This is a genomic window from Pseudomonas sp. FG36, assembly GCF_057809275.1.
In genome coordinates, this window is record NZ_JBMDJQ010000008.1 from 105,621 (window position 1) to 124,399 (window position 18,779).

Annotated in this window: 17 protein-coding genes; 7 read left to right on the forward strand and 10 right to left on the reverse strand. The window is 64.0% G+C overall.

The window, feature by feature from the left end:
- Nucleotides 1-38: 38 nt before the first annotated feature.
- Nucleotides 39-464 carry a GNAT family N-acetyltransferase gene (locus ACODS9_RS09005; RefSeq protein ID WP_401110325.1) on the reverse strand — a complete coding sequence of 142 codons (426 nt, stop codon included), beginning with the start codon at nucleotides 462-464 and terminating at the stop codon, nucleotides 39-41.
- Nucleotides 465-1,241: 777 nt separating this feature from the next.
- Here ACODS9_RS09005 and pbpG point away from each other — a divergent pair.
- Nucleotides 1,242-2,168, forward strand: coding sequence for a D-alanyl-D-alanine endopeptidase (gene pbpG, locus ACODS9_RS09010; protein ID WP_110699745.1), 927 nt, complete (start codon nucleotides 1,242-1,244; stop codon nucleotides 2,166-2,168).
- 53 nt (nucleotides 2,169-2,221) lie between these two features.
- Here pbpG and ACODS9_RS09015 read toward each other — a convergent pair whose 3' ends face one another.
- A complete protein-coding gene (locus ACODS9_RS09015; RefSeq protein ID WP_489093745.1) occupies nucleotides 2,222-2,668 on the reverse strand; it encodes a mediator of RNA polymerase II transcription subunit 21 in 447 nt (148 codons plus the stop codon).
- A 259-nt stretch (nucleotides 2,669-2,927) separates the two neighbouring features.
- Between ACODS9_RS09015 and pvdM the strand changes: the two genes are divergently transcribed.
- A complete protein-coding gene (gene pvdM / locus ACODS9_RS09020) occupies nucleotides 2,928-4,301 on the forward strand; it encodes a pyoverdine-tailoring dipeptidase-like protein PvdM (RefSeq protein WP_489093746.1) in 1,374 nt (457 codons plus the stop codon).
- Nucleotides 4,294-5,574, forward strand: a complete 1,281-nt coding sequence (gene pvdN, locus ACODS9_RS09025; protein ID WP_489093747.1) for a pyoverdine-tailoring periplasmic protein PvdN — start codon at nucleotides 4,294-4,296, stop codon at nucleotides 5,572-5,574. The genes pvdM and pvdN overlap by 8 nt, the downstream gene beginning before the upstream one ends.
- Before the next feature lie 126 nt (nucleotides 5,575-5,700).
- On the opposite strand, the gene ACODS9_RS09030 is transcribed toward pvdN, so the two are convergent.
- From ACODS9_RS09030 to ACODS9_RS09050, 5 genes are read right to left on the reverse strand one after another with little or no spacing between them, the layout of a single operon-like run.
- Nucleotides 5,701-6,078: a response regulator gene (locus ACODS9_RS09030; protein WP_463221590.1), complete on the reverse strand. Its 378-nt coding sequence runs from the start codon at nucleotides 6,076-6,078 to the stop codon at nucleotides 5,701-5,703.
- 44 nt (nucleotides 6,079-6,122) lie between these two features.
- Nucleotides 6,123-7,349, reverse strand: coding sequence for a hybrid sensor histidine kinase/response regulator (locus ACODS9_RS09035; protein WP_046855253.1), 1,227 nt, complete (start codon nucleotides 7,347-7,349; stop codon nucleotides 6,123-6,125).
- Complete coding sequence (locus tag ACODS9_RS09040) at nucleotides 7,343-7,918, reverse strand: chemotaxis protein CheB (RefSeq protein WP_489093748.1); 576 nt, start codon at nucleotides 7,916-7,918, stop codon at nucleotides 7,343-7,345. Before ACODS9_RS09040 ends, ACODS9_RS09035 begins: the two co-directional genes overlap by 7 nt.
- On the reverse strand, nucleotides 7,915-8,736 hold the full coding sequence (locus ACODS9_RS09045; protein ID WP_489093749.1) for a CheR family methyltransferase: 822 nt from the start codon (nucleotides 8,734-8,736) through the stop codon (nucleotides 7,915-7,917). Before ACODS9_RS09045 ends, ACODS9_RS09040 begins: the two co-directional genes overlap by 4 nt.
- Before the next feature lie 4 nt (nucleotides 8,737-8,740).
- Nucleotides 8,741-12,211 (reverse strand): response regulator, encoded by a 3,471-nt coding sequence (locus ACODS9_RS09050; RefSeq protein WP_489093750.1) that lies wholly within the window; start codon nucleotides 12,209-12,211, stop codon nucleotides 8,741-8,743.
- Between the two features lie 254 nt (nucleotides 12,212-12,465).
- Here ACODS9_RS09050 and ACODS9_RS09055 point away from each other — a divergent pair, with 254 nt between their 5' ends.
- Nucleotides 12,466-12,816, forward strand: coding sequence for a response regulator (locus ACODS9_RS09055; RefSeq protein WP_401110305.1), 351 nt, complete (start codon nucleotides 12,466-12,468; stop codon nucleotides 12,814-12,816).
- Between the two features lie 144 nt (nucleotides 12,817-12,960).
- The gene (locus ACODS9_RS09060; RefSeq protein WP_102682381.1) at nucleotides 12,961-13,248 is read left to right on the forward strand and encodes a hypothetical protein; all 288 of its coding nucleotides are present in this window, start codon (nucleotides 12,961-12,963) and stop codon (nucleotides 13,246-13,248) included.
- 2 nt (nucleotides 13,249-13,250) lie between these two features.
- Here the strand turns inward: ACODS9_RS09060 and ACODS9_RS09065 are convergent, their stop codons facing one another.
- From ACODS9_RS09065 to ACODS9_RS09075, 3 genes are all read right to left on the reverse strand, one after another.
- Nucleotides 13,251-13,511: a DUF1652 domain-containing protein gene (locus tag ACODS9_RS09065; RefSeq protein ID WP_217866199.1), complete on the reverse strand. Its 261-nt coding sequence runs from the start codon at nucleotides 13,509-13,511 to the stop codon at nucleotides 13,251-13,253.
- 208 nt (nucleotides 13,512-13,719) lie between these two features.
- Complete coding sequence (locus tag ACODS9_RS09070) at nucleotides 13,720-14,625, reverse strand: LysR family transcriptional regulator (RefSeq protein WP_489093751.1); 906 nt, start codon at nucleotides 14,623-14,625, stop codon at nucleotides 13,720-13,722.
- Nucleotides 14,626-14,763: 138 nt separating this feature from the next.
- Nucleotides 14,764-15,306, reverse strand: a complete 543-nt coding sequence (locus ACODS9_RS09075; protein ID WP_489093752.1) for an RrF2 family transcriptional regulator — start codon at nucleotides 15,304-15,306, stop codon at nucleotides 14,764-14,766.
- Nucleotides 15,307-15,575: 269 nt separating this feature from the next.
- Between ACODS9_RS09075 and ACODS9_RS09080 the strand changes: the two genes are divergently transcribed.
- Both ACODS9_RS09080 and ACODS9_RS09085 read left to right on the forward strand, forming a co-directional pair.
- Nucleotides 15,576-16,778, forward strand: coding sequence for an NAD(P)/FAD-dependent oxidoreductase (locus ACODS9_RS09080; RefSeq protein ID WP_489093753.1), 1,203 nt, complete (start codon nucleotides 15,576-15,578; stop codon nucleotides 16,776-16,778).
- Nucleotides 16,779-17,069: 291 nt separating this feature from the next.
- Entirely contained in the window at nucleotides 17,070-18,653 is a 1,584-nt protein-coding gene (locus ACODS9_RS09085; protein WP_489093774.1) for a methyl-accepting chemotaxis protein, read from the forward strand.
- Nucleotides 18,654-18,779 lie beyond the last annotated feature (126 nt).

Consider the following 18,779-nt stretch of genomic DNA (forward strand, 5'->3'; position numbering starts at 1 on the left):
TCTCCGCGAGTTATGGTCGTTATTTGTGAAACACCACACTACGCCAAGCGCTTGTGCAGAAAATAGCGGGTATGCCCAGGCGGGAAATCGGCAATCTCGCCAAAGACTTCGAACCCCAACTTGCGGTAAAAGTCCGGCGCCTGGAAGCTGAAGGTGTCGAGCCAGATCCCGCCACAGCCCTTCTGCCTCGCCAGCGCCTCGGCCCTGGCCATCAGCTCGCGCCCGCTGCCCTGCCCGCGCATCCGCTCGGGCACCACCAGCAGCTCGACGAACATCCAGCCCCCGCCGAGCCTGGCGTAGAGGCCACCGACGATCTCATCGCTGTCGGGGTCGCGCAGCGTCCAGGCGACAGTAGCCGCGCCGGGCGAGCCGATTACGCCATCGTTGAATGCGCGCAAGGGTTTGAGAATCGCATCGTGATGCAGGCTGGTGGCCTGGTCGGTGAAATCGATCGTGAGTGTCATGGCAGGTCGTCCGGTTGACCACATGGAGAGAGGCGCAAAACGCGCCGGAGCAAATTTACTTCTTTCAGGCGCGGGAGCTGCTGGTTTGAAATGCGCACCTCGCGTCCAACATCCACGTTACTGGAAAATATATGCGACAACATACCGCCATTTTCTTGCTGCTTGCCTTGACAGGCTGCAACGGTACCCCCACGCATCTCTCGGAAGGCGCTGAATTCACGCTAAATGAGCCAATGCCAACATCTGAGGCGCAGCGTGTTTGGGACTGCGCAGGCACGACGAACACCAAAGCTGCTCTGAAGTTTATTTTCAAGTTGCAAGGACGCCCCGCGCAATGGGGTGGAGAAATATGGGCGCTCGAAGAACGCGCCAGGCGAGTCGGCTGTACGCAGGCAGAGATGGACGCCCCAGATATGGGGCGATTTTCGGATCCGATGAATTTGCCGGAGCCGGGGAAAATCCCTCGCCCCCAATAGTCTCCAGACCGGTAACGTTCTTATTATCAGCCATTTGCCCCTCGCCGCCGTCCTCGATCATATAAACATCGCACTTCTGGACGGCGCCGCGACTGAATTCAACGAATGAGGGGGCCGAGCTAACCAAGCTGAAATCGGCAGTAATTGGTACGGAATGGGTACAGGATTAAATTTCGTTCACGTTACGCCCTTTGGATATAAGGCATTCGACAGCCGTTCGGCCATACTCCAGAATGCAACGGTTTTTTGGGGGGAAACCCTTGCACAGCCAACGACATACCAACATTTAGTGAGCCTCAACGTGAAAACTTCCCTGTCCATCCTCAGCCTGCTGCTGTTGCTCACAGGAACCGCGACCCTACCGTCGACCGCTGCTGCACAACCCCCGGCCCAGGTCCAGCGTGACCCGAGCAAACTGCACCTGGCGTCCGGCAGCGCCCTGTTGATCGACCTCAACACCAACAAGGAGCTGTATTCCAGCCACGCCGATCGCGTGCGCCCCATCGCCTCGGTCACCAAATTGATGACCGCGATGGTCGTGCTCGACGCCAAGCTGCCCATGGACGAGATGCTCACCATGACCATCGCCAACAACCCGGAAATGAAAGGCGTGTATTCCCGGGTGCGGCTGGGCAGCGAGCTGAACCGTCGCGAGACGTTGCTGATCACCCTGATGTCGTCGGAAAACCGTGCGGCCAACTCCCTGGCCAACCACTACCCCGGTGGCTATGGCGCGTTCATCAAGGCGATGAACGCCAAGGCCCGCAGCCTGGGCATGAGCCATACGCGCTACGTGGAGCCGACCGGCCTGTCGACCTTGAACGTCTCCACCGCCCAGGACCTGGCCAAGCTGCTGATGGCCTCGCGCAAGTACCCGATGCTCAGCGAGCTGTCGGTCACCCGCGAAAAGACCGTGGCGTTCCGCAAGCCCAATTACACCCTGGGTTTCCGTAACACCGACCACCTGGTCAACAAGAGCAACTGGGACATCAAGCTGACCAAGACCGGCTTCACCAACGAGGCGGGGCATTGCCTGGTGCTGCTGACGAAGATGGACAACCGTCCGGTGGCCATGGTGATCCTCGATGCCTTCGGCAAGTACACCCACTTCGCCGACGCCAGCCGCATGCGCCAATGGCTGGAAACCGGCGCGGCGAAGCCGGCACCGGCGGTGGCCATGCAATACAAGAGCGAGCGGCAGAACCGCGCCCGCGTGGCGGTGGACTGATGGCCTGACCATGGGGCTGCAGCGCAGCCCCATGTTGCATTGACCGGCAGGCCTCAGGCGCGGGTATTCACCGAGCCGCCGGCACTGCTGCCACCGGCCTGCTGCAACGCTGCGAGCAGTTGCGCGGTAGCGGCCAGGATCAGGCCGGTAAGAGTGGCGATACTGGCCTGCTTGGCTGTGACCGCCGCCATCTTGGACGGATCGCCCTTGGCTTGCTCCATCAACTGGGCCAGTTGTTTCTGCTCTTCGGCCAACTGTTTCTGCAGGCGCTTGATCTGCTCGCGCTGCTCCTTGATGCTCGGCTCCTCGTCACCTTCAATACTGCTTTCGATCTGTGCGGCCTTGGTGTCGCTCTTGAACGCGTCACCCTTGAATACCAGGCCGCCCCGCTCGTCGACCGAGGGCGTGCCGGGCGAGGCATTCGAGTTGGCCGATACGTTCGCAGGCGTGGCGCCGGCAACGCTTGGGATGTTGAGATTGGCTGCGGTTATTCCAACCATTTCTTACCTTCCTTGAGGTGGATTCTTACATGGCAGTTATCGGCCAGCCCTCCCCGTTCTTGAGTCATCAATCGATGTAAACGGGCCTGCGCCGTGCCGACACCCTCGCGGGTCAGGTCAGCCCTTGCCGTATGCGTTGTGTGTCCGGCATTCAGCCTCGCCTGCACGGGTAAATTTGCCGACCATTCGTTCGTCCACCTGATACCCAGGCCCTGCCCAGCCGGCAGGCCGACCCGATCAGCCCCGCAACGAGATGGCAATGACCAAGACCCGTTCCCGCAAAGCCTTGTACATCGGCCTGCCCCTGGCCCTGGTGGCCGCCCTGGGTGGAGCCGCCGGCTATTACTTCTGGAAACAGGACGGCGGCTACCCCCGTGCGATCGTGCAGCAGGCCAACGACCTGCATGAGCACATGCTCTCCTTCGACAGCCATGTCACCGTGCCGTTGGGCTACGGCAGCAGCGGTTACGAAGCAGACAAGGACGGCCGTGGCCAGTTCGACCTGGCCAAGGCGGCCAAGGGCCGGCTGTCCGGCGCGGCGCTGACCATCTTCGGCTGGCCGGAGCTGTGGAACGGCCCGAACGCGCCGCACCGCCCTACCCCTGGTTTCATCGACGAGGCCCGCAACCAGCAGGAAGTGCGCTACAAGATCATCAGCGGTATCGTGCGCGACTTCCCCAACCAGGTCGGCATCGCCTATACACCGGACGACTTCCGGCGCCTGAACGGCGAAGGCAAATTCGCCATTTTCATCAGCATGCTCAACGCCTACCCACTGGGCAACGACCTGTCGCAGCTCGACTTGTGGACCAAGCGCGGCATGCGCATGTTCGGCTTCAGCTACACCGGCAACAACTCCTGGGCCGATTCCTCGCGGCCACTGCCATTCTTCAACGACACCCCCGACGCCTTCGGCGGCCTGTCGCCCCTGGGCGAGCAGGCGGTCAAGCGGCTCAACGACCTGGGCGTGATCATCGATGTCTCGCAGATGTCCACCCTGGCCCTGGAAGACGTCGCCCGCCTGAGCCGCGCGCCGTTCGTGGCCTCGCATTCGGCGCCACGGGCACTGGTGGACATTCCGCGCAACCTGTCCGACAAAGAGATGCAACTGATCAAGGACAGCGGCGGCGTGCTTCAGGTGGTGGCCTTCACCACTTACCTCAAGCCCCTGAGCAAGCCGACCCTGGAGAAACTCGAAGCCCTGCGCGCACGCTTCGACCTGCAACCGTTGCAAGGCCTGACCAACGCACTGATGCCGGGCGACCCGATCATCGCCATCTGGCCAGAGGCGCGCTTCGGCGAATACGCCGGCAGCCTGTACGCCATCGTCGACGAAGAGCCCCGCGCCGGCCTCAAGGAGTATGTCGACGCCATCGACTACGCCGTGAAGAAGATGGGCATCGATCATGTCGGCATCAGCTCCGACTTCAACGATGGTGGCGGCGTCACCGGTTTCATGAACGTCGGCGAGATCCGCAACGTGACCGCCGAACTGCTGACCCGCGGCTATTCCGAAACCGATATTGCCAAGCTCTGGGCAGGCAACTTCCTGCGCGTCTGGGGGCAGGTGCAGAAAGCCGCCAACCCCGTGGCCCAGCTCGCCAATACCGCCCAGGAAACCCGCCATGACTGATCGGCGCGCCTTCCTCAAGCAGGCCGCCGCCCTGGCGGCCAGCCTGCCGTTGCTGCCAAGCGCCCTGGCCGCCACCTCCACCCCGGCATCATTGCAGGGCCCGGACAAATGGCGTCAGTTGCGCCAGCTGTTCCCCCTGGCGCCGGATGTCGCGCACTTCGCCAACTTCCTGATCACCGCCCACCCACGGCCGGTACAGGATGCGATCGACCGCCACCGTGCCACCCTCGACCACAACCCTGCGGTATGCATGGACTGGGAGAGCCAGTACGAATGGCAGCGCGAGGATGAGGTCCGCGAGTGGGCTGGCCGCTATCTGGACGTGCGCCCCCGTCAGGTCGCCCTCACCGGCAGCACCACCGAAGGCCTGGGCATGATCTACGGCGGCCTGCACGTGGCGTCGCACCAGGAGATCCTGACCACCGAGCACGAGCACTACTCGACCCACAACTGCCTGGCCTTCCGTCAGCGCCAGCATGGCACCCAGGTGCGCAAGCTGCGCCTGTTCGACAAACCGGGCGACGTGTCCACCGACCGGGTGCTGAGCGTGATCGACCGCAGCATTCGCCCTGAAACCCGTGTACTGGGCATGACCTGGGTGCACTCGGGCAGCGGCGTCAAGCTGCCGGTGGGCGCCATCGGCGAGCTGGTGCGCCAGCACAACCGCAACCGCGACGAGGCCGAACGGATTGTCTACGTGGTCGATGGCGTGCATGGCTTCGGCGTGGAAAACGCCCGCTTCGCCGACTTCAACTGCGACTACTTCATCGCCGGCACCCACAAGTGGATGTTTGGCCCACGCGGCACCGGGATCATCTGCTCGGCGTCCGAGCAGATGCAGCACCTGACACCGACCTTCGCCACCTTTTCACGCAACGAGGACTTCGGCACCATCATGACTCCGGGCGGGTACCACGCCTTCGAGCACCGCTGGGCGCTGGGCGAGGCCTTCAAGCTGCACCTGGAGCTGGGCAAGGCCGATGTCCAGGCGCGTATCCACCAGCTCAACGACTACCTCAAGGCGCGCCTGGCTGAACACCGCGCCGTGGAGCTGGTGACGCCGGTAAGCCGCGAGTTCTCCTCAGGCTTCACCTTCTTCCGCATCAAGGATCGCGATCCCGATGCCGTGGCCGCCTACCTGAATGCCAACAAGGTCATGGTCGATGCCGTTGACCGCGACGCAGGGCCGGTGATCCGCTTTGCGCCGAGCCTGCTCAACGATGAACAACAGGTCGACCGGGCCATGGCATTGCTGCGTACGCAGATCGGGTAAGCCTCGTCGCAGGCTCCACAGGGGCTGCGTGGGAGTGGGCTTGCCCCGCGATCACCGGCCTCGCCGGTGCATGCGCGCCATCGCGGGGCAAGCCCGCTCCCACGTTAACCGTCCGCGTGCTCGCAGCTAGCGCAGCAACGCCTGGATCTGCTCGTGGAGGGTATCCAGGTCGAACGGCTTGGCCAGGATCGGTGCCTTGCGCGCGATCGGGCTGCCCGACTCGAGAATCTCCGCCGGATAGCCGCTGATGAAGATCACCTTCAGGTCAGGCCGCAGTTTCACTGCAGGCTCGGCAATCTCCACTCCGGAAATCCCGCCCGGCAGGCGGAAATCGGTGACCATCAGGTCCAGGTGCGGTTTGCTGGCCAGGATCGCGAACGCCTGCTCGCCATTCTCGGCCACCAGCACGTGGTAGCCCTCGCCTGCCAGGTAATCACGCAGGATCATGCGGATCGCCGGTTCGTCCTCGACCACCAGTACCACGTCTTGTGCATCTTCACTCATGACAACGCCTTCGAATTCAATAAGTTGGCTATCAGACCGCAGCTTTACGCAGAGGTTGCCCGGGTCTGGTCACAGGCGTGCGGCAACACCGACAGCGGCAACTGGACGGTGAACGTCGACCCTGCTCCAACCTGGCTGTGGACCTGTATCCGCCCGCCGTGGGCCAGGATGATCTGCTCGGAAATGTACAGCCCCAGGCCCAGGCCGCCACTGGCCTGCTGCGCGGCAACGCGCTCGAACTGCTGGAAGATCCGCTGCTGGTTCTGCGCATCGATGCCGATACCCTGGTCCTGCACCTGCACGCAGGCCATGGCGTCCTCCTCGAACACCCGCACCTGCACAGGCTTGCGATTGCCGTAGCGCAAGGCATTGGACAACAGGTTGGCCACCACCTGTTCAATCCGGAATTCATCCCACTCGCCCTGCAAGGCGTCGCAACGCTGCAGCTCGATGACGGTGTCCACCGCGCTGGCCTGGGCGGTAAAGTTCTCCACCAGGCCCCGCACCAGCTGGCCAAGGTCGAAGGTGCGCGGCCGGATCGACAGCTTGCCGGTGCGAATCCGCGAGACATCGAGCATGTCCTCGACCAGGCGGATCAGGCTGTTGATCTGGCGCTCGTCGCGCTCGACCATGGCCTTGAGCTTGTCCTCGCTGAACGCCGCGAGGTTGCCGCGGGACAGGTGCATGCGGCGCAACTGGGTTTCCAGGATCAGTCCGTTGAGTGGCGTACGCACCTCATGGGAAACGATCGACATGAAGTCGTCGCGCATGCGTACCGCCCGCTCCAGCTCGCCACGGGCCAGCTGCAACTGGTTGAGCAGCAGTTCCTGCTCCTGGCGGCCCTGCTCCAGGGCCTGCAACTGGCGGTCCAGGGCCTTGCGCTGGCGGAACAGGTCGACGAACACCGACACTTTGCTCTTCACCGCCAAGGTTTCCAGGGGTTTGTGCAGAAAATCCACCGCCCCGCTCTCGTACCCCTTGAAGGCATAGTTCATCTCGCGCCCGGCGGCGCTGACGAAGACGATGGGGATGTTGCGGGTCTTCTCCATGCCGCGCATCAGCTCGGCCAACTCGAAGCCGTTCATGCCCGGCATCTGCACATCGAGGATGGCCAGGGCGAACTCGTGCTCGAGCAGGAGCGACAACGCCTCGTCGGCCGACTGGGCCTGGTACACCTCGCGGTCATCGCCCTGGATCAAGGCGTCCAGGGCCAGCAGGTTTTCCGGCAGGTCGTCGACGATCAGCAGTTTCGCGGTGATGTGGCTTAGCATGCGCTGGGTTCCAGGGTAGCGAGCAACTGCCCGATACCACTCAGGGAAAGAATATGGTCCGGGTCGTGCAGGGCCAGGGCGGCCTCCGGCATCAACGCGACCTGTGCTTCGCGAGGGTCCTGGACGATCGTCCGGCCACCGCTTTGTCTGATCCGCAAAAGCCCGCGGGCACCGTCTTCATTGGCCCCAGTGAGCAATACGCCGAGCAGCTCCGGGCCATAGACGTCGGCGGCCGACTCGAAGAGAAAATCGATTGCCGGTCGCGAGAAATGCACCGGCTCCTCCTGGCTCAGCGACAGGGTGAAATCACCCTCCACCGACAGGTGATAGCCCGGCCCCGCCACATAGATCATCCCGGGTTCTATCCGCGCCTTGTCGAGGGCCTCCCGAACCGGGCGGCGCAGGCGGCGCTGCAGCACCTCGGCCAGCTGGCTGTGGCGATCATCGGGCAGGTGCAGCACGCACAGCACCGGAATGGCGAAATCGTCGGGCAGCGCGCCGAGCACGCTGAACAGTGCCGACACGCCACCCGCCGAGGCGCCAATGACAATCGCGCGTACGCTGTTCATGTCTTGCGGTAGATCCGTTCGGGCCGCACCAGCGGCTCGAAACGCTCGCCGTAGGCCGAGAAGTCCACCGACTCCTTGCTGCCCAGCACCAGGAAACCGCGGTGGCACAGCGACTCGTGGAACAGCCCCAGGGCACGGTCCTGCAGGCCCTTGTTGAAGTAGATCAGCACATTGCGGCACGACACCAGTTGCGTCTCGGAGAACACGCTGTCGGTGGCCAGGCTGTGATCGGCGAAGGTCACGTTGTCGCGCAGGCTGGCGTCCATGATGGCGTTGCCGTAGGCGCTGGTGTAGTAGTCGGAAAAGTCCCGCCGGCCACCGGCCTTGCGGTAGTTCTCTTCGTACTCGCGCATGCTCTGCATCGAGTAGATGCCCTGCTTGGCCCGCTCCAGCGAGTGCGGGTTGATGTCGGTGGCATAGAGGATGGTGCGTTCGAGCAGGCCTTCCTCGCGCAGCAGGATGGCCATGGAATACACCTCCTCGCCGGTGCTGCAGCCGGCGATCCAGATCTTCAGCGACGGCCAGGTGCGCAGCAGCGGCACCACTTCGTTGCGCAGTGCCAGGAAGTGCCCGGGGTCGCGGAACATCTCGCTGACCGGGATCGTCAGGTACTGCAGCAGCTCGAGAAACATGCCCGGGTCGTGCAGCACCCGTTCCTGCAGCGCCGATACAGTACGGCAGTCGAACTGGCGCACGGCGTGGAGGATCCGGCGCTTGATCGAGGCGCCGGAGTAATCGCGAAAATCGTAGCTGTACTTGAGGTAGATCGCCTCGATCAGCAGCCGGATCTCGATATCGGTATTGCGTTCACTGGTCAAGATTTCAGATTCGCTCCAATTGCGGCAGCCAGACCCGGATCAGCGAGAACAGGCGGTCCAGTTCGATCGGTTTGGCCAGGTAGTCGTTGGCCCCGGCCTGCAGGCAACGCTGCTGGTCGTCTTTCATCGCCTTGGCGGTCACGGCGATGATCGGCAGCTTGCGCCAGCGCGGTTGCTGGCGAATCAGCCGGGTCGCCTCGTAGCCGTCCATTTCCGGCATCATCACGTCCATCAGCACCAGGTCGATGTCGTCGTTGGCCTCCAGGCATTCTATGGCCTCACGCCCGTTGCGGCCGATCTCGACGATGGCGCCCTTGTGCTCCAGGGCGCTGGTCAGGGCGAAGATATTGCGCACGTCATCGTCCACCAGCAGGATCTTGCGCCCCTCGAACACCTTGTCGCGGCTGCGGGCGGTCTTGAGCATGCGCTGGCGTTCGTTGGACAGCTGCGACTCGACCTTGTGCAGGAACAGCGTCACCTCGTCGAGCAGGCGCTCGGGCGAGCGCGCCCCCTTGATGATGATCGAGCGCGAGTACTTGAGCAGGTCGGCCTCCTCCTCGCGGGTGAGGTTGCGCCCGGTGTAGACGATCACCGGCGGGAAGCTGCGGATGTCCTCGGCGGTCATGCGCTTGAGCAGCTCGTTGCCGAGCATGTCGGGCAGTTTGAGATCGATGATCATGCAGTCGTAGATGTTCTCGCGCAGCAGCGCCAGGGCATCCTGGGCCATGGCCACGGCGGTGATCTCGATATCGTCGTCGCCGATCAGGCGGGCGATGCTCTCGCGCTGCAGGTCGTCGTCCTCCACCAGCAGGATGTGCTTGAGCTTCTGCGTGAGCTTGGCCTCCAGGCGACCGAACACTGCCTTGAGTTCCTCGCGGCTGGTGGGCTTGACCGCGTAGCCCACCGCGCCCATGTGCATGGCCGCCTCGACCCGGTCCTCCACCGAAATGATATGCACCGGAATGTGCCGTGTGCCGGCCTGCTCCTTCAGGCGCTGCAGCACGGTGAGCCCGGAATGGTCAGGCAGGCGCATGTCCAGCAGGATGGCGTCGGGCAGGTACTGGGCGGCCAGTTCGAAGCCCTCGTCGGCGGCATGGGCGACCAGGCAGCTGTAACCCAGTTCGTGGGCCAGGTCGAAGAGAATGCGGGCGAAATTCGGCTCGTCTTCGATCACTAGGATGCAGCGGTTGCCGAACGGCGCCCGCTCGCGGTCATCGGCGAAGGCCGGGGTCGGGCGCTCGCTGCGAACGGGCGCAGGCACTGGTGGCGCCGGCGGCAGTTCGTCGACCGCCGGGCGCAGGCTGTGCACCTCGACCTGCTGCGCCGATGGCTCGAAGTGCTCGGGCAGGATCAGGCTGAACACGCTGCCCTGCCCCGGGCTGCTGTCGACATTGATCTGCCCGCCAAGCAGGTGGGCCAGGTCACGGGAGATGGACAGCCCCAGACCGGTGCCGCCATAGCGGCGGTTGCTGGTGCCATCGACCTGGTGGAAGGCACCGAAGATCGCCTGCTGCTGGTCGGCGGCAATGCCGATGCCGGTGTCGCGCACCGCGAAGACGATGCCCAAGCCCGTCTGGTGGCTGATGCGCAGGCTGACCTGGCCACGCTCGGTGAACTTGATGGCGTTGGACAGCAGGTTCTTGAGAATCTGCTCCAGGCGCTGACGGTCGGTGAACAGGGCCGCCGGCAACGGCTGCTCCAGCTGCACGGCGAAGGACAGGCCCTTGTCCTGCGCCAATGGCTGGAACATGCCCTGCAGGCCTTCGACCAGACGCTCCAACGGTGTGCTTTCGGCGCGCACTTCCAGCTTGCCGGCCTCGACCTTGGCGATATCGAGAATATCGTTGATCAGGTTGAGCAAGTCGTTGCCGGCCGAGTAGATCGACTCGGCAAATTTCACCTGTTCCTCGCTGAGATTGCCTTCGGCGTTCTCGGCCAGCAGCTTGGCCAGGATCAGCGAGCTGTTGAGCGGCGTGCGCAGCTCATGGGACATGTTGGCAAGGAACTCGGACTTGTACTTGCTCGAGCGCTGCAGGTCATCGGCGCGGGCCTGCAACTCGACCTGGGCCTGGTTCAGCTCGCTGTTCTTGCGGTCCAGCGCCTCGGTACGCTCGGCCAGTTGCTCATTGGTCTGCTCCAGCTCCGCCTGCTGGGTCTCCAGGTGGGCCTGGGACTCCTTGAGCACCCGCGACTGTTCCTCGAGCTCTTCGTTGGCGGTCTTGAGCTCCTCCTGCTGCACCTGCAGTTCTTCGTTGAGCTGCTGAGTCTCGGCCAGCACTTCCTGCAGACGCTGACGGTAGCGGGCGCTTTCGATGGAGATGCCCAGGTTTTCGGCGACTCGCTGCAGCAGTTCCACGTCACGTTCCTGCAGCGGGCGCAGGAAGCCCAGTTCCAGCACGCCGTTGACCCGCCCATCGTCCTGCGCCGGAACCAGCACGCCGCTGCGCGGCAGGCCACGGCCCAGGCCCGAGCTCAGGCGATAGTAGTCCTCCGGCAGCTCGTCCAGACGCAACAGCCGCCCCTGGGCCACCGCCTCGCCCAGCAGGCCGGCATGATCGCCCACGCGCGGTTCGCTAGCCTGCTGTTCGGCATCCAGACCATAGGCGGCGACTCGCACCAGTTGGCCATGCTCATCGCGTACATACAGCGCACCGACCACGCTACCCAGGTAACCGGCGAAAAAGCGCAGGATATTGTCGCCGAGCATTGGCAGCGTCAGTTGGCCGAGCACCTGCTCGGCCAACTGGGTCTGCCCGGCGCGCAACCAGGCCTGTTGCTCCAGGCGCTCGGCGGCACTTTGCTGGGCTTCGAGGTTCTCGACATAGCTCGAGGACAAGGCCAACAGGTCGCGCCGTCCCAGGTAGGCGAGCAACGCGCTCAGGGCAACGATGAACAACACGAACGCCGAGATCGCGGTCGTGGTGACCGTGCTGACCGTCTCGTTACGCGCCGTGCGCAATTGCTGCTCGGTGTTGATGAAGGTGTCGAACTCCTTGCGGATCTCGTCGGTCAGGCGCTTGCCGCGGCCACGGCCAATCGACGACACCACATCACCCTGCTGGCTGCGCCGCTGGCTGATGACTTCATTGCCGAAGGTATTCCACTCGCGCTGCAAGGCCGCGATGCGGTCGATGCGGTCGACTTGCTGAGGGTTGTCGGCCACCATTCCCCGCAGGCTGTCCAGGCTGCCGAAGATACGCGGCTTGGCCACCTCGTAGGGGTCGAGGAAACGCTCTTCGCCGGTCAGCAGATAGCCGCGCATGCCGGTTTCCATGTCGATCGACAGCTTGATCGTCTCGTTGGCATTGCCGATCACCCGATCGGTGTGCTCGACCCACTGCATGGCCGAAAGCAGGTAGTAGATCACCGCGACAAAGGCCACGGCGCCCAGTAGCCCCACTCCCAGGGGCAGGCCGACGTTGCGGCTCAGCAGTTTGCGAAAACTGCGTTGGTCCATCGAGGCTGCTTGAATCATGTGAAAGTGCCCGAGCGAAATAAGTCCATTGAACAGACCGGCGTCTACGTCGTGTAAGAGTTGCCCTGCGCCAGACCGACCGCGAATACAGCGAGTCTAACCAGCTTTTGCGGAACCGGCAGGGCATTTAGCCAGTATTTGAAGCCTGTCTGCAGCAATCGTTCCATCTATTTGCCCATGCCGTTAAGCTTGGGAACTTCTGCCCTGGCCCCGCGCACAGAGTAGAGACAATCCATCGAAACAGGATCCACACAATGCACCTTCTGGTAGTCGAAGACGACGACATCGTTCGCATGCTGATAGTCGAAGTGCTCGACGAACTGGGCTATGCCGCCATCGAGGCCGACAGCGCTGCCGCGGCCCTCAAGATCATCGAGGATCCCAAGCAACCGCTGGCGCTGTTGATGACCGACGTGGGGTTGCCCGACCTGCGCGGCGAGGAATTGGCGGCCAAGGCCCGGGAAAGCCGGCCGAACCTGCCGGTGCTGTTCGCCAGTGGCTACGCCGAGAGCTTCAACGTGCCCCCAGGCATGCACCTGATCGGCAAGCCGTTCAGCATCGACCAGTTGCGCGACAAAGTGCTGGAGATTCTTGGCGCACCGTGAACCCTGAAGGCTTGCGGCCCATCGCCGGCAAGCCGGCTCCCACAGGGACCGTGCCCATGCCAGAGGCCAGCTGAAATAATTTGAACGTCTCGCGCCTTTAGGCTTCAAACCTTCGAGGTATGCCTCTCTCGTCGGAAAGCCACCATGAAGATGCCCTGTCGTGCCCCTTGCGCTTGCCTGGAACTGGATTTCGTCCGCGACACCCTGTTCGGCCCGGTGGCCCAGCGCGCCATGTGTCAGGTCCAGTTGGCCGCTCTCAGCCTGCAGGGCCGTCCCGCGCTGCGCCTGCATATCGAACCGCCGTTACCCGGCAAGGTGGAGAAAGCGCACAGCGTCGCCTTCGCCTGGGAGGGGCGCAATTATCGGGGCGTGGTCCGTGAACACGTCAAATGCGGCGACGGCGGCATCAACCTGCTGCTCGAGTTGCAATGACCTCAGGCAATCGCTTTGCGGGCGCCCGGCGGGGCATCACGTTGTGCCTTGACCCGACTCACAAGGCCCAGCAGGTCATGGCAGGTATTGAGGCTGGCGATCGGCACGCCCGTCACGGTAAGGCAATCGTCCAGGCTCGAGCCCTGGCCCAGGCGAATGGTGAGGTGTTCGCCGTCCGCACAGCTCACCTCGCAGCGGTCGGGCAGGCAGGCCTGTTCGATCATCTGCCGCATCTCAAGCATCGAAACGCCAATCAACGACATGGTACGACCCTCTCTTGTACTGGATGGCCTGTTGGGTGTGGTACGCCCTCGACGGGCAGGATGCCAATTGAGATTGCCCAAGAGGGGGCGCAGGTCCATTCGCCCCAGCGATGACAACGGCTCAATGCCTCTAGCACCTTAGTGGAAGAAACCGCTGGCAGGGCAACGTTCGGTCGTCTTTGCCAGATGGGCGACGGGCGGTCAGTACCTACATCCGTGCCAGTTCCTCACGGCAGAATTCCACGAACAACTGCGCCGGTTTGGTCAGTTGCACACGCTTGAGGTGCGCCGCCGCCAACCCCGACAGCGTCACCGGCTCGGTGATCGCCAGCGTCACCAGGCGCTGCCCGTCGTAGGTGAATTCCGAGTGCGGCCGGGTGACCAGCAGCGAGAAACCGAAGCCCTGCCCCACCATGCCCCGGACCATCTCGATCGACGGGGAGCTGAAGACGATGTTCGGCGTCAGCCCCAGTTCGTTGAACAGGCTGACGAAATAGGTGCGGCTGGGGGCCACGTCGAGCAGGATCATCGGCTCGGGGCACAGGTCACGCAGCGACACCTGGGCTTGGCCGGCGAAACGGTGCTTTTCTGGCAGCAGCACATAGGGTTTCTGTGGCGGCATCAGCGGCTCGGTTTCGATGGTGCCATCCAGATCATGGTCATAGAGGAACGCCAGGTCGAAGGTACCGGCCGTCAGCCCCTGGATCAGGTCCTGTTGCTCGCCGTCGCGCAGGCGGATGTCCACCCCTGGGTAGCGCTCGCGGAAGCCGGCGATCAGCCGCGGCAGATACAGCGGTGCCACGGTCTCGAAGCAGCCGATGTCGATCTGCCCGGCCACCGTATCGTTGTCGGCCAGGGCGTTCTGCTCGAACTCGTGGGCCATCTGCAACAGGGACCGGGTCTTGGCGTAGAAGCGCTTGCCACTTGGCGTCAGCGACACGCCCTGGGCGTGATGGCGAATGAACAGCTGCACGCCGAAGCTCTCTTCCAGGCTCTTGATCGCCGTGGAGATCGACGGCTGGGCGATATACAACTGGCGCGAGGCTTCGGCGACGCTGCCTGCCTCCACGGTGGTGACGAAGTACTTCAGTTGGCGCAAGGTATAGGAAGCCACGCTGACCTCTCTGGCGCCGTGTGCGGCGCGCGGGATTTTCCTGTCAGCTTACCGCGCCTTGGGGCACGCGGGCGTATCACCCAGGCAAGGATTTACCTGGGGATTGAGCAGCATTTTCCGTGGTGGCCCAGGCCACGGTCAGACCGCCTGCAACGGAATATCGCCGGCACTGCCTTTGCCGTCGCGTCGCTCGCTCATCCAGTCATTGACCTTCTGCCCGAACTCGGCCGGCGCCTTGCGCCCGAACCGCCGCGCCAGGTCGAGGATGGTCTGTTGGGCCAGCGCCTCCTCCATGCGTTTCTGCGCCCCCAGCATCACCGCGTGGATCGCACAGGTACCCTCGGTCGCCCAGCTTGGCGCCGAACCTTCGAACACCGCGCAGCGCTCGCGGATCTCCCGGCAATCGAAGAGCTTCTTCGGCCCATCGATGGCCGTGACGATATCCAGCACGGTGATTTCATCGGAAGGCCGCGCCAGGCGAAACCCGCCGCGCACGCCTTCGGTCGCGGCGACCAGCCCGGCCCGGGCGAGCTTGGTGAAGACCTTGGCCAGGTATTCCTGGGGCACCCCCTGCAGCTCGGCCAGGTCGCGCACGCTGGACTCGCGGCTGTCGCCACGCTCGTCCACCAGGAACAGCAGGCAGTGGATGCCGTACTCGACGCCTGCACTGTAGAGGGACATATGAATCTCCGACTTACTTTGTCGCAAATAGTACGCCCTTCAGTGCTAGCACGCAAAGCCAAGCGTAGCCGCCCGTCGTCGGGCTGGCCGGTCGAGACCCCGCTTAACGCCATATAACACAAGGTATCCGGACGTCTCTTGGCGGTTGGCGAACACCCCGACGCAAAAAAAAACACTTGCCGAATTAAACTACGACCAATAGAGTCGTAGTTACTCGGCAAGCAGCACATGCTTCGTCGAAGCCCTTTCCTACCTTGCGGAGCACCTTCATGACCTCTCGTATCCTGATCATCGGTGCCGGCTTTGCCGGTGTCTGGAGCGCCCTGAGCGCCGCCCGCCTGCTCGACCAGGCCCAGCGCGGCGACGTGCGCATCAGTGTGCTGGCCCCGCAGCCGCAATTGCGGATCCGCCCACGCTTCTACGAAGCCGACGTGCACAGCTTGCAGGCGCCATTGGAGGCACTGTTCGACGTGGTGGGCGTGGAGTTCATCCACGGCACCGCCGACACCATCGACAGCGACGCCCGCCAGGTCGGTTATCGCGATGCCGACGGCCGCCCGCACCAGCTCGCCTACGATCGCCTGATTCTCGCCGCCGGCAGCCAGGTGGCCCGCCCCGCCGTCCCGGGCCTGGCCGAGCACACCTTCGATGTCGACCAGATGGAGTCGGCCACTCGCCTGGAACAGCACCTGCACAGCCTGGCCAGCCTGCCGGCCTCCCCGGCGCGCAACACCGTGGTGGTGTGCGGCGGTGGCTTCACCGGTATCGAAACGGCCACCGAGCTGCCATCCCGGCTGCGCGCCATCCTCGGCGAAGGCCAGGCCCGCGTGGTGCTGATCGACCGAGGTGCCAGCATCGGTGCCGCGCTCGGCGCCGGGATCACCCCGGCCATCGTCAGCGCCAGCGAGCAGGCCGGCGTGCAATGGCTGACTGGCACCTCGGTGGTGGCGGTGGATGCGGGGGGCGTGACCCTGGACAACGGCGAATACATCGCCAGCAAGACCGTGATCTGGACCGTGGGGGTCAAGGCCAGCCCGTTGACCGCCCAGGTCGCAGGCGAGCGTGACGGCCTGGGCCGCCTGAAAGTCGACGGTCACCTGAAAGTCGTTGGCCAGGACTACATCTACGCCACCGGCGATGTCGCCCGCGCCGCGGTCGACGACCTGGGCAACCACGCGCTGATGACCTGCCAGCACGCCATTCCCATGGGCCGCCATTCGGGCAACAACGCCATGGCCGACCTGCTGGGCGTGGAGCCGGTGATCTATCGCCAGCCCAAGTACGTCACCTGCCTGGACCTGGGCGAATGGGGCGCGGCCTACAGCGAAGGCTGGGAACGCGAACTGCACCTGCAGGGCGAGGACGGCAAGCACCTCAAGCGCCAGATCAACACGGTGTGGATCTATCCCCCGGCAGCGGATCGCGCCCAGGCGCTGGCGGCTGCCGACCCATTGATCCCGATCGTTGCATGATCAAAAAGGGCCGCTCTGCGGCCCTTTTTGCGACGGAATGAAGGCAGGTAGTCAGCAAGTGACGACACACCCGGGGGACCGAGCGTTCATTGAACGACTGGTCAAAAATAGTGGCACTGTGTCATCATTCTAAAAAAACAACATGAACCGTGAGGATATAACCCCTTTCGCAGTGCATCGAGAGCCCTACCAGCCGAGCCCGGTCCGTCCGCGCTCTTGACGCCTGCAGCCACCGTCAAGGAGCGTCGCATGCAGTTACGGAACGTTAAGATCGGCACTCGGGCAGCAGGAATGTTCACCCTGCTCGGGGTACTGGTCCTGGCCATGGGCCTGGTCGCCCTCTACGAAACCCGCAGGATGGACAGCGCCACCGACGAAATCCGCATCACCTGGATGCCCGCGGTACTTGCCCTGGGCGAGGTCAGCAGCAACCTGGGCCGAGCCCGTGCCCTCACCTTGCGCAGTGTCCTGGAGGACAGCAGCAGCGTTCGCCACGCCACCCTGGACAAGATCGTCCAGGTCAACCAGCAGCTCGAAAGCGACCTCAAGGCCTACGAGCGCACCATCATCGAAGCCGACGACCGCGCCCTGTTCGATGCCTTCATCGGTCTTAGCGAGCGTTACCACGGCCTGCAGAAAGCCATTCGCAGCGCCGCCAGCAACGATCAGCTGGACGAAGCCCGCCGCCTGGTCAACGGCCCGCTGGCCGAGTACGCCGACAGCATGATGAAGGCTCTGGGCGAACTGATCACCTACAATACCCAGGGCGCCGAGCAGGCCTCGAAGCGCAGCAGCGCGGCCTCCGACGAAGCCTTTGCCCTGATCATCGGCGCCATTGCCGTGATCCTGCTCGCGCTGGTCGCCATCGCCACCCTCCTCACCCGCAGCATCATCGTCCCGCTGGCCGACGCCGTCGCCGTGGCCGAGCGCGTCGCCACCGGCGACCTGACCCGCGAGATAACCGTGCTCGGCCGCGACGAGCCGGCCTTGCTGCTGCGCGCCCTGAGCCGCATGCAGCACAGCCTGCGCGACACCTTGCGGCGGATCGCCGCCTCCTCCGACCAGCTGGCCTCGGCCTCCGAGGAGTTGCACACCGTTACCGAAGACACCAGCCGTGGCCTGCACCAGCAGAGCGCCGAAATCGACCAGGCCGCCACCGCGGTCAACCAGATGACCGCCGCCGTCGAAGAAGTGGCCAGCAACGCCGTGAGCACCGCCGATGCCTCCCAGGGCGCCGACCGCACCACCCGCGATGGCCGCGACCAGGTCAACCAGGCACTGGCTTCGATCCAGCACCTGGTCGATGACGTGACCGGCACCGCCGAGGAAATCGAGCAGTTGGCCAGCCACGCCAACCAGATCAGCCAGGTGCTCGACGTGATCGGTTCGATCGCCGGACAGACCAACCTGCTGGCCCTCAACGCCGCCATCGAGGCCGCCCGTGCCGGCGAGGCGGGCCGTGGTTTTGCCGTGGTCGCCGACGAGGTACGCGCCTTGGCCCACCGCACCCAGCAGTCCACGGCGGAAATCGAGCAGATGATCGGCGGCATCCAGACCGGCACCGAGCGCGCGGTCAACGCCATGCACAGCAGCCAAGGCCGCGCCGGCGGCACTCTGGAAGTGGCGCAATCGGCCGGCCAGGCCCTGGAGCTGATCGCCGAAGCGATCGCCACGATCAACCAGCGCAACCTGGTGATTGCCACGGCCTCTGAGCAGCAGGCCCAGGTGGCGCGGGAAGTGGACCGCAACCTGGTGAACATCCGCGACCTGGCGATGCAGACTTCGGCAGGCGCCAACCAGACCAGCGCGGCGGCCCAGGACCTGTCACGCCTGGCGGTGGAGCTGAATGGGATGGTGGCGCAGTTCAAGGTCTGAGGTACCGGGAGCCCCCTCGCGGGGCAAGCCCCTCCTACAGATCAACTGCAAACTTGCTGTAGGGACAGGCTTGCCCCGCGATCGCATTCCAACCCTGACGAACAGGAAAAAACGCTATAGCGCGTA

What these genes read in the sequence shown, in the direction of transcription:
- ACODS9_RS09005 (WP_401110325.1), bottom strand. Translation starts at nt 464, where the DNA reads ATGACACTCACGATCGATTTCACCGACCAGGCCACCAGCCTGCATCAC.
- ACODS9_RS09015 (WP_489093745.1), bottom strand. Translation starts at nt 2,668, where the DNA reads ATGGTTGGAATAACCGCAGCCAATCTCAACATCCCAAGCGTTGCCGGC.
- pvdM (WP_489093746.1), top strand. Translation starts at nt 2,928, where the DNA reads ATGACCAAGACCCGTTCCCGCAAAGCCTTGTACATCGGCCTGCCCCTG.
- pvdN (WP_489093747.1), top strand. Translation starts at nt 4,294, where the DNA reads ATGACTGATCGGCGCGCCTTCCTCAAGCAGGCCGCCGCCCTGGCGGCC.
- ACODS9_RS09030 (WP_463221590.1), bottom strand. Translation starts at nt 6,078, where the DNA reads ATGAGTGAAGATGCACAAGACGTGGTACTGGTGGTCGAGGACGAACCG.
- ACODS9_RS09035 (WP_046855253.1), bottom strand. Translation starts at nt 7,349, where the DNA reads ATGCTAAGCCACATCACCGCGAAACTGCTGATCGTCGACGACCTGCCG.
- ACODS9_RS09040 (WP_489093748.1), bottom strand. Translation starts at nt 7,918, where the DNA reads ATGAACAGCGTACGCGCGATTGTCATTGGCGCCTCGGCGGGTGGCGTG.
- ACODS9_RS09050 (WP_489093750.1), bottom strand. Translation starts at nt 12,211, where the DNA reads ATGATTCAAGCAGCCTCGATGGACCAACGCAGTTTTCGCAAACTGCTG.
- ACODS9_RS09055 (WP_401110305.1), top strand. Translation starts at nt 12,466, where the DNA reads ATGCACCTTCTGGTAGTCGAAGACGACGACATCGTTCGCATGCTGATA.
- ACODS9_RS09060 (WP_102682381.1), top strand. Translation starts at nt 12,961, where the DNA reads ATGAAGATGCCCTGTCGTGCCCCTTGCGCTTGCCTGGAACTGGATTTC.
- ACODS9_RS09065 (WP_217866199.1), bottom strand. Translation starts at nt 13,511, where the DNA reads ATGTCGTTGATTGGCGTTTCGATGCTTGAGATGCGGCAGATGATCGAA.
- ACODS9_RS09075 (WP_489093752.1), bottom strand. Translation starts at nt 15,306, where the DNA reads ATGTCCCTCTACAGTGCAGGCGTCGAGTACGGCATCCACTGCCTGCTG.
- ACODS9_RS09080 (WP_489093753.1), top strand. Translation starts at nt 15,576, where the DNA reads ATGACCTCTCGTATCCTGATCATCGGTGCCGGCTTTGCCGGTGTCTGG.
- ACODS9_RS09085 (WP_489093774.1), top strand. Translation starts at nt 17,070, where the DNA reads ATGTTCACCCTGCTCGGGGTACTGGTCCTGGCCATGGGCCTGGTCGCC.